Genomic DNA, 13,462 nt, shown 5'->3' with positions numbered 1-13,462 from the left:
TAAGCAGAAGGGGCAATTGCCTTGGTTCGACCGGACGTGCAGTGGAACTGTGCAAGCCGCGATGCGTTGGCGGGACGATCTTGGAGCATGTTCGAGCGATGAAGCCCTGCGTTTTGCCTTTGCCATTTCTTGCCGCGATGATGGCGACCCCGCTTTCCGCGCAAGATGGCGAGACGGGCGAGGCGCCGTCGCAGGAATCCGCCGCTGCGCTGGAATATTCCGGCGCGCCCGATCGCGGCCGGCACGATCGCAATGACGGCTCGGTCTTTTCCGGCGACTGGATCGCGGTTGGCGGCGGTTTCGTGCAGGGCGCGACCTATGCCGGATCGGACGATTACCGCCTGCTCGCGGTTCCGGTGGTCGCCGGCTCTTTCAAGGGTATCAGCTTCAGGCCTCGCGCGGCGGGCGTTTCAGTCGATTTCCTCGACGGCATGCGCGGCGATGTGACCTTTTCCGCCGGCCCGACCTTTCGTTTCCGCAGCGACCGGGCCGGGAGCATCAAGGACGAAGTGGTCAAGGCAGCGAGCGAGCTCGATACGGCCTTCGAAGTCGGGGGCCAGTTCGGCGTCTCGTTCAACCGCATCCTGACCCGGTTCGACCGCCTGTCGTTTGGCCTCGACGTGCAGTTCGACGTGGCCGGCGCGCATGGCGGCGCGATCCTTGATCCGGGAATTTCCTATTCCACCCCGCTCAATCGCGGTGCGGTGATCGCGATCAGTGCCGGTGCGCAATATGTCGATGGCGATTTCGCCGATTATTACTACTCGGTCTCGCCCGCCCAGTCGGCCGCCAGCGGGCTGCCCGAATTCGATGCAAGCAGTGGCTGGCATAAGGCGGGTGTGACGCTGGGAATGGGGTTCGACCTCAGCGGAGACTTCCGCGATGGTGGCCTGATTGTGGGCGGAGCCCTGGGCTATCGCCGGATGCTGGGCGATGCGGCGGATACGCCCTACACTTCGCTGCGCGGCGACGCCGACCAGTTCTCAGGCATCTTCGGCCTCGCCTACGTTTTCTGACGCGCAAAGCAAAAGGGGGCGCCGCTTGGCACCCCCTTCGCATTTCCGATTGCCGTTGGGCGATCAGTTGTCGCTGTCGTCCTTGCTGGCAGGCTTCGCACCCTTGGCACCTTCGGCCAATTGCGGGCGCGGCCCCGGCATCGCTGCCTTGCGGTCGCCCGTCTTGAGGTAAGTGTCGAACCACTCCATCATCCGCAGATTGTAGTCGTAGCGGCTTGCTGCGAGGCGGTTGCCATGGCCTTCGCCCGGGTAGAGCACCAGCCGCACCGGCGTGCCGGGCTTGCGGGTCTTGATGTGGCGATAGAGCTCATAGCTCTGCGTCGGCGAAACGCGCGTGTCCTCTTCGCCATGCATGATCAGCAGCGGGGTTTCCGCCTTGTCGACATGGGTGATGGGGCTGCGCTCCATCAAGTGGTCCCATTCTTCCCACGGCCATTTGCGTTCGTGCACCAGGTACATTTCGTTGGGAATGTCGGTGGTGCCGAACTTGCTGACATTGTTCGAAATGCCGACGAACATCACGCCGGCGGCGAATTCGCTTGAATAATAGGTAGAGCTCCATGCGGTCGCGAAGCCGCCATAGGAACCGCCGGTCACGCCCACCCGATCGGGATCGGTCACGCCCATCGCCACCAGCGCGCGCTTGCCGTCGACCAGATCGTCGAATTCCTTGCCGGCGTAGTCGCCCTGGTGCTGCTTCGAGAAGGCCGTGCCATAGGCGGTGGAACCGCGATAGTTGGGCAGGAACACGGCATAACCCTTCGCCGCGGCGACCTGGCCGGGGTTCGAGTAGCTGGTCTGCCAGCCGTTCGATTCATGGGCTTCGGGGCCGCCATGAACGTCGAAGATCGTAGGGGCGCCCTTGCGCTGCTTTTCACCCAGCGGCTCGATCAGGATACCCTCGATTTGCTGGCCGTCGCGCGCGGTATAGGTGATGGTGCGCTGGGGCGCGAAAGTGATCTCGCTCAGCCACGGGTTGTGATTGGTCCAGCGCTGGAAAGCGCCGTCGTTCAGCACGAACAGTTCGGTCGGGTGCGCCGGGCTGTCGGCTGCCACTACGACCTTGTTGCCTGCGGCTTCGACGCGGGTCAGGATCAAGGCGCCCGGATCATGCTCGTGATCCACGCTGCCATCGGCTTTGTACACCCTGAGGGTGCTCTGCGTGCCGACATGCACGACAGTGGCCAGGCGCCCGTCGGGCAGCCATTCGGCATCGACCGTTGCTTCGGGCGCACCGGCGTTGATGGCGCGGAAAGCTCCGGTAGCAACGTCTGCAATGTGCAGCGTAGTGGCGGCGGGATCGTTCGCGTCGATCGCCGCAATCAGCGAGAGTTGCTTGCTGTCGGGCGAGATTTCGACATCTTCGAGCTTGCCGGGCGTCTTCACGATCGCGCGGATTGCGCCAGTGCCGAGATCGACCACATGCACCCGCTTCGAAGTGTATTCATCGTCGATCAGCGGGCTGGGCGCGCTTTCGAGGATGCCGGTCACACCATCGGGGCCGACCTTGAAAGCGCTGACATAGCCGGGCACCGCGATCTCGCGCGGGGCTTCGTCGACTTCATCGCCAACCTTCGCGGCGAACAGGCGGTTGAGGCTGGCCTCTTCCTCATAGACCTTGGCGTTGAAGCCGCCCTTGCGCTGGGCGGCGCGCTGCTTGTCTTCCTCGGCGCCTGCCAACAGGTAGAGCGTGCCGCCATCGGGCGCCCAGGCATAGGAAGCGACATTGCTGTCCTTGACCGCGGCGAGCTTGCGATAGGCACCGCCATCGACCGGCACGCCCCATACGGCGCGCTTCTCGTCATCCTTGGCCCAGACGAAGCTGATCATCCTTCCATCGGGCGAGAACTGCACGCCCGATGGGCTGACGTCCGCCGGCAAATAGGCACGCGCCATGTCCGGGCCCCAGGCGAGCTTGAGCTCCTGCTTGGCCGAACCATTGTCTTCGCCTTCGGTCACATCGGGCATGCGACTGGTGGTGAAGGCCACGCGCAAACCGTCGGGCGAAACGGCGATTGTGCCGACGCTTTCGAGCTTTGCGACATCCTCGGGCGTCATCGGACGTGCGGCAGCGGTGGCCGCGATCGAGACAGAAGTGAAAAGCGTTGCAGCAGCAAATGCCAAGCGTTTCATGCGAATATTTTCCCCTCGTGTTTGACTGTTACGCGCCTGATAGCCTCTGCCCCGCGAATATCAAACCGCGAGGCGGAAAGGCCGGGCTCTTGTGCCGACAATGCAGAAAGCGCATCACGGGTCCCGAAGGGAGAAAACAATGCGTGTATTTTCGGGACTGATGGTGGCCACTGCGGCCCTCATGTCCAGCCCGGCCATGGCCGACACCACGATCATCCATGCCGGTTCGGTCATTACCGATGCCGCGGGCCAGCCAAGCGGGCCGGCCACGATCACCGTGACCGACGGCAGGATCGTGAGCATCGTCGACGGGTTCCAGCCGACCCCCGAAGGCGCGACGATGGTGCACTTGCCCGATCACACCGTGCTGCCGGGCCTTATCGATCTGCATACCCACCTCACTGGCGATCCCGGCGGGGACTTCTGGAAGCAGGCAGTCGACCCGAACGAATGGAGCGTAGTCGTGGGCGCCAAGAACGCGCGGCGCACCGCGCTGGCCGGCTTCACCACTGTGCGTGAGGCGGGCAGCGCGCAGGAAACCGCCTTTTCGCTCCGTCGCGGCACCGCCGAAGGGCTGATCCCGGGGCCGCGGATCGTCGCTGCCGGCCCGGCACTCTCGATCATCGGCGGGCATGGCGACGTGTCGGGCTTCCGCCCCGAAGTGAATGAATTGCTCGATGGCGGCTATACCTGCACGGGCGCGGTCGAATGCGCCGAGAAGGTGCGGCTCGCGAGCCAGAACGGCAGCGACATCATCAAGATCACCGCCACCGGCGGGGTGCTGAGCCAGCAAGGCCGCGGGCTCGAAGCGCATTTCACCGATGCCGAGATGAAGAGCATCGTCGATACTGCGCATTCGCTCGGTCTAAAGGTCATGGCGCATGCGCATGGCGCGCGCGGCATGGAAGCGGCGGCGCGTGCGGGGGTCGATACGCTCGAGCACGGCACCTATATCGATGAAGCCACCGCCAAGGTCATGCGCGAGAACGGCACAGTGCTGGTGCCTACGCTGATGGCGTTCCAGGGGATCAAGAATCGCCTTGGCAAAGGCATCTATACGCCAGTGGTGGAGGACAAGGTGCGTGCGGTAGCCGCCTATGCCGAAACCATCATCGAGCGCGCGCGCAAATGGGGCGTGAAGATCGCCTTCGGCACCGATGCGGGCGTGTACGACCATGGCCGCAATGCCGAGGAGCTGGCGCTGATGCGCAAGGGCGGGATGAGCGACCGCGAAGTGCTCGCCAGCGCCACCAGCTTCGCCGCCGAAGTGCTCGGCATGGAGAAGGAGATCGGCAAGCTCGCGCCGGGTTTCTCTGCCGATATCATCGCGGTGAAGGGCAATCCGCTGGCCGATGTCAGCGTGCTGGAGAAGGTCGACTGGGTAATGGTGCGCGGGCGCGTGATCGAATGATCCGCGAGCTTTGCACCGGCGCGGCATGGCTGGCGCTCGCCGCCCCCGCCATGGCCGAACAGGCGCCGATGTGCGAGCGCGAACTGGTGGTGCTCGGCGCGGGGCAGGATGCCGGTGCGCCGCAGATTGGCAATGGCGATGACGGCAAGCCGCGCCTGCTGCCAAGCTCGCTCGCGCTGATCGACCGCGCATCGGGCAAGCGCTATCTGTTCGATGCGACTCCAGCGATCACCGAGCAACTGGCCGCGCTCGATGCGATCGAGCCGCCGAAAGCCGGGCTGGGGATCGACGGGATCTTCCTCACCCATGCGCATATCGGGCATTATCTTGGCCTCGCCTGGCTTGGGCGGGAGGCGGCAGGAGCGAAGGAAGTTCCCGTCTATACCATGCCGCGCATGGCCGAGTTCCTGCGCAGCAATGGACCGTGGAGCCAGCTGGTCGAGCTGGGCAATATAGAGCTTCGCCGTGTTGGCGACCAGGCGATCACATCGCTCGACCTCGGGCGCCTCCGCGTGATGCCCTATATAGTGCCGCACCGCGATGAATATTCCGAGACAGCCGGCTTCATGTTCTTCGCCGGGAGAAAGTCGGTGCACTATATCCCCGACATCGATTCATGGACACATTTCACCTATGGTGACCATTCAGCCCTGTTCGAAATCATCAAGAGTGGTCGACTGCTGTTTATCGATGCGACCTTCTGGGACGATAATGAATTGCCGGGCCGCGACATGTCCGAAATCCCGCATCCGCGCGTCAAGTCGACGATGGACATGCTCCAGCACCTCCCGCCCGAAGAGCGCGCAAAGGTCCATTTCATCCATTACAACCACACCAACCCGATCCGCGATCCGGCGAGCGCGGAGAGCCGCGAAGTCGCCGAACGCGGCTTCGGCGTGGCGCGCGAAGGCGACCGCTTCTGCCTCGATTGAGGCGAGCTATTCCATCGCGGCGGCGAGGTTTTCATACCCCGCGACGAAATCTTCCTTGAACTGCTGCACCACCTGCCCGGCGGAGGTCACTTCGCGCACCAGCCCCACGCCCTGGCCGACCCAATAAGAGCACAGCTCCTGCGCCTTGGGGTTGCCGTTCACCGCCGCCTTGTCGATCGCGCGCAGCACCGGTTCGCTCAGCATGCTCATCAGCGGCATGGGCAGCGCAGGCAGCCCCGCCTCCTCCCACATCGCATGCCACCCGCTGCGCAGCTGGCGGCTGTATTTGCCGGTGCGGTGCTTGCTGCGGATCGTGTCGCGGCTGGTCGCCTGCACCATCTTTTCGCGGAACACTTCATGCGTCTCGGCCTCGGTCGTGGCGAGCCACACGCTGCCGCACCACACGCCCGCCGCGCCCATCGCCATCATGCCCGCCATCTGCTTGCCGTTCATGATCCCGCCGGCGGCCAGCACCGGAATATCCGCACCCGCATCCTCGATTGCCTGCAGCACTTCGGGGATCAGCACCACCGTGGCGACATCGCCGCAATGCCCGCCGCCTTCGCCGCCCTGCGCCACGATGATGTCGACCCCGGCGTCGATCTGCTTCATCGCATGTTCCTTCGCGCCCACCAGTGCAGCAACCGGGATGCCGTATTTCTTGCCCGCTTCGATCATCGCGGGCGGGGCGGTGCCCAGCGCATTGGCGATCAGCCGCACCGGGTGGTTGAAGCTCACTTCGAGCAATTCCTGGCCCAGCGAAGTGTTGGGCCGCTGCGACCCGCCGACCAGGTTCGCGGCATCCTCGCCGATCCCCGCTTCGCGCAGCACCTTGCGCGTGAAATCGCGATAGGGCGCCGGGATCGCAGCCACGATCTCGTCCGCCGTCACGCTCATGTCGACCGCCTGCACTTCGGGGATCAGTACGTCGACGCCGTAGGGCTTGCCGTCGATATGGTCGTCGATCCAGCGCAGCTCGGTTTCGAGCTGTTCGGGCGTGTAGCTGACCGCGCCGAGCACGCCGAACCCGCCAGCGCGGCTCACCGCAGCCACCACGTCGCGGCAATGCGAGAAGGCGAACAGCGGGAATTCGCATCCCACCATCTCGGTCATACGGAACGGCATCGGCTCTCTCCTCTTCGTTTCCGGCGGTGATAATGGATTATGCCGCGGGCGTTACCTGACACAATTGACCTGTACATCGCCTGGCCTTGCCCGGGTCCTGCGCCAATGCCATTCGTCGATGCAGCGCGTCGCTTGGCAGAGCGAGGCAAGTCAGCGCTTCGCATGAGGCGTAGCGGGCGCAACATTACCGTCCGCGTGTATTATAACAGCAATACATGTCCAGAACCGACAGGAGTTCCTGAATGAAGCTTATTCGCACCGCCCTGCTTGCCACCGCGCTCGCTCTACCCGTCGCGCCTGTGCTAGCTGAGCAGAATGGCGACGCATCCGCTGCCGCCGCTGCGCCCTCGGCGCAGCAAGCCGAGCATGACAAGCTGTTCAAGCTGTTCGCCGAATCCGACGAGCGCAGCCTCGATCTCAACCCGGTCGGGCGCCTGTTCCGCGGCGACACGAAGAATGCGGGCCGCTTGGGCGATTACCTCACCGATGCGCATTTCCTTGCCGTCCGCACCGACATCCAGCTCAATCTGGCTCTGCTCGCGCTGGTCGATCGCAGCAAGCTGAGCGAGACCGACCAGCTGGCCTATGACGTGTTCAAATATACGCAGGAGCAGGACCTTCGCGCGAGCAGCGACGAAATCCGCGCGCTCACCGAAGTGCGCCCGGTCAACCACTTCAGCGGCTTCCACACCTTCTATCCCAATTTCGCCAGCGGCAAGAGTGTGGCGCCGTTCAAGACGATCGAGAATTACGAAGACAACCTTACCCGGCATGACGATTACATCGCGGTCACCGACCGTGCGATCGCCCGTTTCCGCGAAGGCATGAAGTCGGGCGTGGTCGAAACCAAGCTGACCATCGGCAATGTCATCGCCCAGCTCGATACGCAGCTGGCTATACCGGTCGCGGAATCGCAGTTCATGGGGCCGGTGGGGATGTTCCCCGAGGATTTCTCGGCCGAGGACAAGGCCCGCCTAACTGCGGCCTATGAAGCCAAGACGAATGAGATCAACGCGGTCCACGCACGCCTGCGCGACTTCCTGCGCGACGAGTACCTGCCCGTCGCGCGCGAGCAGGTCAGCCTCAGCCAGATGAAGGGCGGCGACAAGCTCTATGCCATGCTGATCGAGCAGACCACCACGCTGCCGCTTACCGCCGACTACATCCACAACCTCGGCCTGTCCGAAGTCGCACGCGTCAAGGGAGAGCTCGAAAAGCTGAAGAAGGAAGTTGGCTTCAAGGGAACGCTGAACGAGTTTTTCGACTACGTGCGCACTGACGCGAAGTTCAAGCCGAAGAGCCGCGAAGCGCTGACGCAGAGCTATTACGACATCGGCAAGGAAGTCGACGCCAAGATCGGCGACTATTTCTCGCTCCTTCCCAAGACCCCGCTCAAGATCGAGCCGTATGATCCCTCGATCGAACAGTTCAGCGCGGGCGGTTCCTATCGCCAGGGCGCACCGGACGGATCGCGCCCCGGGACGTTCTATTTCAACGCCTATGACTTGCCGAGCCGCCTGACGACCGGCAATGTCACGCTCTACCTGCACGAAGGCGCGCCGGGCCATCACTTCCAGATCAGCCTGGCACAGGAAAATGCTGACCTTCCCGCCTTCATGCGCTTCGGCGGCACCAGTTCCTTCATCGAAGGCTGGGGGCTCTATGCCGAGACGCTGGGCTATGAGATGGGCTTCTTCAAGGATCCGTGGAACCGCTATGGCACGCTGCAGGACGAGCAGATGCGCGCGATGCGCCTCGTCGTCGACACCGGCCTCCACGCCAAGGGCTGGAGCCGCGAGCAGGCGATCGACTACATGCTGGCGAACAGCGGCATGACCCGAACCGAGGTCGTGTCCGAAGTCGAACGCTATATTGCGATCCCCAGCCAGGCGCTGGCCTACAAGATCGGCGCGCTCAAGATCCAGGAACTGCGCCAGCGCGCGCAGAAGGAGTTGGGTAAGAAGTTCGACATCAAGGAATTCCACGCCCAGGTGCTCAACACTGGCGGCCTGCCGCTGGCGGTGCTTGAGCAGAAAATCGACCGCTGGATCGCCAGCCAGAAGTAATTCCGGCTCGATCTGACCGAACGCCTGACGCGCCCCGCTGGACAAACTGTCCGGCGGGGCGCAGTCTTATCCTGCCGCTAGCGAAGGGAGAGGCGCGATGGCATCTGGTAGGGGATTCGCCGGTCGGCGGAGTGCAGCCGTGCTGGCTTCGGCAGCAACATTTGCGGTTTTGGCAGGTCCGGCCGCGGCAGATGTGCCCGAACGGCGGCAGGTGCTGTTCGGTGACGTGCACGTCCATTCGCGCAATTCGTTCGACGCCTATATTTTCGGCATTCGCGCCACGCCTGACGATGCCTATCGCTATGCCCGAGGCGAGCCGATCCGCCACATGGCCGGATATGAGATCAAGCTTAAAGGCGGGGCGCTCGATTTCTACGCCGTCACCGACCATTCGGAGTATCTGGGGATCTTGCCCGCGATGGATGATCCGGCCAGCCCGATGTCGCTGATCGATTATGCGGCAGACATGTTTTCAAGTGTGCGCGAGAAGATCAGCGAGGCTTTCGGCAAGGTCGCCGGCAGCCTGCGCAGCAATACGCCGCGTCCCGAGCTTGACAATAAGGACGTGATGCGCGCGACCTGGAACGAGAACATGGCCGCGGCCGAGCGGTATTACGAGCCCGGCAAGTTCACGACCTTCTACGGCTATGAATACACTTCGGCGCCCGCTTCGCAGAACCTGCACCGGATCGTGTTGTTCCGCGGCGTCAACGCGCCCCCCATGCCGTTCACCAGTTTCGATTCGCAGAATCCGGAAGATTTGTGGCGTTGGCTCGACGGCTTGCGTGCACAGGGTATCGAAGGGCTTGCCATTCCGCACAACAGCAATGTCTCGAACGGCAAGATGTTCGAGATGACCGACTATTCGGGCGGGCCGATCACTGCCGAATATGCCCGCACAAGGATGCGCAACGAACCGATCGTCGAGATGACTCAGGTGAAGGGCACTTCGGACACGCATCCGGCGCTTTCACCCAATGACGAATGGGCCGATTTTGAAGTCTATGAAACGCTGATTGGGACGGACGTCATCGGGAAGGCCGACGGGAGCTACATTCGCCAAGCCCTGCAGCGCGGGTTGACGCTGGAGCAGCAACTGGGGGCCAATCCCTACAAGTTCGGCCTGATCGGATCTTCAGACACGCACAATGGCGGTGGGCCGCTCGACGAAGACCGCTACTTCGGCAAGACCGGCGCGCTTGACGGGACGCCCGAAGGCCGCCGCGCTGTGACAACGCCGGGCGAGGAACAGCTCACCGGTGCAGCGGGAACGCCCTTTTTCGAATGGAGTGCGGCGGGTCTTGCAGGAGTTTGGGCCGAGCAGAACAACCGCGATGATATTTACGCCGCATTCCGCCGCAAGGAGACTTTCGCGACCAGCGGGACCCGCATCAAGCTGCGGCTGTTTGCGGGCCATGGCTATCCCACCGATGTTTTCGAACGCAGGGACTTCGCCAGCCTGGCCTATTCAGGCGGCGTGCCGATGGGGGGCGAGCTGACGACCGGTGGCAAGGATGCGCCAATGTTCCTGGCGCAGGCATTGAAGGATCCGGACAGCGCCGGTCTCGAACGCTTGCAGCTGATCCGCGGCTGGGTCGATGCCAAGGGAAATCTGCGCGAACAGGTCTATGATGTCGCCTGCGCCAGCGGCTCGCCGGACCCGCGCACGTACCGCTGCCCGGCGACATCGAGAGGCATCGACACGGCCAGTTGCGCCATCCCGATGGGTTATGGCGCGGCCCAGTTGCAGGCGCGCTGGCGCGACCCCGATTATGACCCCAAGCGTCGCGCCTTCTATTATCTGCGGGTGCTGGAGCGGCCGACTTGCCGCTGGTCGACCTGGGAAGCGAACCGCCTTGGCAAGCCGGTGCGCAAGGGACTGCCGCTGACGATACAGGAGCGCGGGTGGAGTTCGCCGATATGGATGGGTGGCTGACACCAGCGAGCTTGATCTGGATCAATGCCAACCTGGCGGCGCCCAACGACAAGGTTAGAGTGAGACAAGGGGATGTGCCATGAACGCGATGGGCGAGGTTGATCGGGATCAGGGAACTGTTCACGTCGACGTCTTGATTGTTGGTGCCGGCATATCGGGAATCGGGTCCGCCTATCACCTCCAGCAGCAATGCCCGGACAAGAGTTACGCAATCCTCGAGATGAAGGACACCTTCGGCGGTACTTGGGAAACGCATAAATATCCGGGGGTTCGCTCGGACTCGGACCTCTACACCTTCGGCTATCGCTTCAAGCCCTGGATCGGCGCGCCGATCGCCAGCGCCGAGGAAATCCTGAAGTACATGGGCGAGGTGATCGAGGAGAACGGGATCGACGAGCACATCCACTACGGCCACCGAATCACCGGCTGCTCCTTCTCGCGCGAAACGGACCTTTGGACCGTGGAAGCGACGCGGCTTTCTGATGGCGTAAAGCGGACCTTCACCTGCCACTTCCTCTGGATGTGCCAGGGCTATTACGATCACGAGAAGCCCTACATCCCGCCCGAGTGGGCCGACATGGGGCTGAAGGAATTCAAGGGCGATTTCGTCCATGCCCAGCTGTGGGATCCAGACTATGACTTTGCCGGCAAGCGCGTGCTGGTGATCGGTTCGGGCGCGACTGCGGCCACCGTGGTGCCTGAACTTGCGCAGAAGGCCGCGCATGTCATCATGCTGCAGCGTTCCCCCACCTATTTCTTCTGCAGCGAGAACAAGAACGAGCTGGCAGACCGGCTGCGCGAGATTGGGATCGACGAGCCCACCGTCCACCGCGTGGTGCGCGCGCAGATCATGCACGATCAGAACGTGATGACTCGCCGCTGCATCGAGGAACCCGATGTGGTGGTGGAGGAATTGCGCGAGCTGATACGTGCCTTCACCGGCAAGCCCGATTTCCAGTTCGAACCGCACTTCGCCCCGAAATATCGCCCGTGGCAGCAGCGGCTGGCCTTCTGCCCCGAAGGCGACGTGTTCCGTGCAGCGGTTGAAGGCAAGCTGACGGTCGTGACCGACACGATCGATCGCTTCACCGAAAAGGGCGTGCGCACCGCTGCGGGTGAAGAGATCGAAGCCGACCTGATCATCGCGGCCACCGGCTTCCGCCTGTCGGTGATGGGCGACATCCCCTTCGCTGTCGATGGCAAGCCGGTGAACTGGCACGACACGGTGACCTATCGCGGCATGATGTTCACCGGCGTGCCCAACATGGCGTGGGTGTTCGGCTATTTCCGCGCTAGCTGGACCCTGCGCGTCGACATGATGAGCGATTTCGTGTGCGGCCTGCTCAACCACATGGACGAGAAGCATGCAGGCCGGGTCGAAGTGATGCTGCGGCCTCAGGACGAGGGTATGAAGCTCTATCCCTGGATCGAAGTCGACAATTTCAACCCGGGCTATCTGATGCGCGGGCTCGACCAGATGCCTCGGCGTGGCGACAAGCCCGAATGGCGGCACAACCAGGATTACTGGCGCGAGAAGGACGAGATCCCGCGGATCAACCTGGACGGGCCCGAGTTCCTTTATGCAGGGGCCTGCATGGACACCAGGCGCAAGCTCAATCTTGAAGCCGCCGATTAGAGCGGGTGCAAGGGGGGAGATGGAATTGGATAGTGCATTCGATCTGGTGGCGTGGAGCGCTACCTTGCTTGGCGCCTTCGCCGTGGCTGTTGCCATCGGCGCGCTGCGGCAACCGGGCATCTGGGGCAGGATGGTTGCCGAGATCGAGGAATCGCCCGCGCTGCAACTGCTTTGCGGTTTTGCCGAATTGTTCGTCGGTGCGGCAATCTATCTGGCCAATCCTTGGGACTCGGCAGATTTGCTTGCCATGGTGATGAAGGGTCTGGGCGGGTTGATGATGGCGGAGGCTCTGGTCGTGATGGCGATCTCGGACCTTTACTTCCAGACCTGGCTCAAGAATCTCGCCGTGATGCAACGCGGCTGGCCGGTGGTGACGTTGCTGGTCGGCGCGCTGCTGGCAGGCGCAGGGATGATGCGCTTCGTATAGGCATGGAAAAGGGGACAGGCACTGGCCCGCCCCCTTTCCGCTTTTCCAACAGGATGGCTCAGTCGCGCTGAGGCGCCTGGACTTCGCTCGCAGTGGCGACGGTCGTGCCGTTCTGGCTCATCTTGCGACGCTTCTTCGGTTCGGCCTGAGCCTTCTGGATCGCGGGCAGCAAGAGGCCCTTGCGCTCTTCGCCTTGCGGTGCCTGCACATCGTCGGCGGTCGGCACGGTGGTGCCGCCTTCCTGGCGGAAGCCCTTGCGGTTGGCCGAGCCGTCGCCGTTCGGCTCTCCGGTTTCCGGAGCCAGGACTTCGTCTGCGGTGGCAACGGTGGTTCCGTTCTGGACCAGGCGCGCTTCGGTTGGGGCAGGAGTCGAATCCTGCGCATGGGCGGTGCTGATTCCGTGATGTTCGAGCTCGCTGTTGAGGCGCTTCTTGGCTTCGGCCTTGACCGCGCTCTTGATGAAATCGAGCGGGCCGGCGTGAGCAGGGGCCGCAACAAGCGACAGGGCGATGATCGATACTAGGGTCTTCATGGTCTTACTCTCCTGAATTGAACTTTCCGGGGTCGGATGTCGGCAATGGCCGTCGTCTGCTTCCGGGCGACCAGCGATCACTGTTTGGTGATTCGCTCGCAGAAGTCTCTGAAATCGAATGGTTTGGGCCTTCAGTCTTCGTTTCCGATGGGCTCCCACTAGGCTCAGGACCCATTAAATCGCTTGCCTTGGCGGCGAAGCCTTGATTCACTCGCGGCACTGAGGAGGTGCTGCGGATGTCTGAGCTT

10 protein-coding genes are annotated in these 13,462 nt (G+C 63.0%); 7 read left to right on the top strand and 3 right to left on the bottom strand.

Annotation, left to right across the window (positions count from 1 at the left end; translation table 11 throughout):
* The first annotated feature begins 140 nt into the window (after positions 1–140).
* Complete coding sequence (locus VRS74_RS10365; protein WP_354145188.1) at positions 141–1,016, top strand: MipA/OmpV family protein; 876 nt, start codon at positions 141–143, stop codon at positions 1,014–1,016.
* Positions 1,017–1,079: 63 nt separating this feature from the next.
* Here VRS74_RS10365 and VRS74_RS10360 read toward each other — a convergent pair whose 3' ends face one another.
* On the bottom strand, positions 1,080–3,149 hold the full coding sequence (locus tag VRS74_RS10360; protein ID WP_354145187.1) for a prolyl oligopeptidase family serine peptidase: 2,070 nt from the start codon (positions 3,147–3,149) through the stop codon (positions 1,080–1,082).
* 139 nt (positions 3,150–3,288) lie between these two features.
* On the opposite strand from VRS74_RS10360, the gene VRS74_RS10355 reads away from it, so the two are divergent.
* Complete coding sequence (locus VRS74_RS10355; protein WP_354145186.1) at positions 3,289–4,560, top strand: metal-dependent hydrolase family protein; 1,272 nt, start codon at positions 3,289–3,291, stop codon at positions 4,558–4,560.
* Complete coding sequence (locus tag VRS74_RS10350) at positions 4,557–5,492, top strand: MBL fold metallo-hydrolase (RefSeq protein WP_354145185.1); 936 nt, start codon at positions 4,557–4,559, stop codon at positions 5,490–5,492. The genes VRS74_RS10355 and VRS74_RS10350 overlap by 4 nt, the downstream gene beginning before the upstream one ends.
* Positions 5,493–5,498: 6 nt before the next feature.
* Here VRS74_RS10350 and VRS74_RS10345 read toward each other — a convergent pair whose 3' ends face one another.
* Positions 5,499–6,617 (bottom strand): NAD(P)H-dependent flavin oxidoreductase, encoded by a 1,119-nt coding sequence (locus tag VRS74_RS10345; RefSeq protein ID WP_354145184.1) that lies wholly within the window; start codon positions 6,615–6,617, stop codon positions 5,499–5,501.
* Between the two features lie 242 nt (positions 6,618–6,859).
* On the opposite strand from VRS74_RS10345, the gene VRS74_RS10340 reads away from it, so the two are divergent.
* The 4 genes from VRS74_RS10340 (at position 6,860) to VRS74_RS10325 (ending at position 12,682) form a co-directional block, all read left to right on the top strand.
* Complete coding sequence (locus tag VRS74_RS10340; RefSeq protein WP_354145183.1) at positions 6,860–8,683, top strand: DUF885 domain-containing protein; 1,824 nt, start codon at positions 6,860–6,862, stop codon at positions 8,681–8,683.
* Positions 8,684–8,780: 97 nt separating this feature from the next.
* Positions 8,781–10,619 carry a DUF3604 domain-containing protein gene (locus VRS74_RS10335; RefSeq protein ID WP_354145182.1) on the top strand — a complete coding sequence of 613 codons (1,839 nt, stop codon included), beginning with the start codon at positions 8,781–8,783 and terminating at the stop codon, positions 10,617–10,619.
* A gap of 79 nt (positions 10,620–10,698) precedes the next feature.
* Positions 10,699–12,255, top strand: a complete 1,557-nt coding sequence (locus VRS74_RS10330; protein ID WP_354145181.1) for a flavin-containing monooxygenase — start codon at positions 10,699–10,701, stop codon at positions 12,253–12,255.
* A 19-nt stretch (positions 12,256–12,274) separates the two neighbouring features.
* A complete protein-coding gene (locus VRS74_RS10325; protein ID WP_354145180.1) occupies positions 12,275–12,682 on the top strand; it encodes a hypothetical protein in 408 nt (135 codons plus the stop codon).
* Between the two features lie 58 nt (positions 12,683–12,740).
* Here VRS74_RS10325 and VRS74_RS10320 read toward each other — a convergent pair whose 3' ends face one another.
* Positions 12,741–13,214 carry a hypothetical protein gene (locus VRS74_RS10320; RefSeq protein WP_354145179.1) on the bottom strand — a complete coding sequence of 158 codons (474 nt, stop codon included), beginning with the start codon at positions 13,212–13,214 and terminating at the stop codon, positions 12,741–12,743.
* Between the last annotated feature and the right edge of the window lie 248 nt (positions 13,215–13,462).

Source organism: Altererythrobacter litoralis, from assembly GCF_036324225.1.
Classification (GTDB): domain Bacteria; phylum Pseudomonadota; class Alphaproteobacteria; order Sphingomonadales; family Sphingomonadaceae; genus Erythrobacter; species Erythrobacter litoralis_A.
This window is presented reverse-complemented; position numbering and strand designations above follow the sequence as displayed.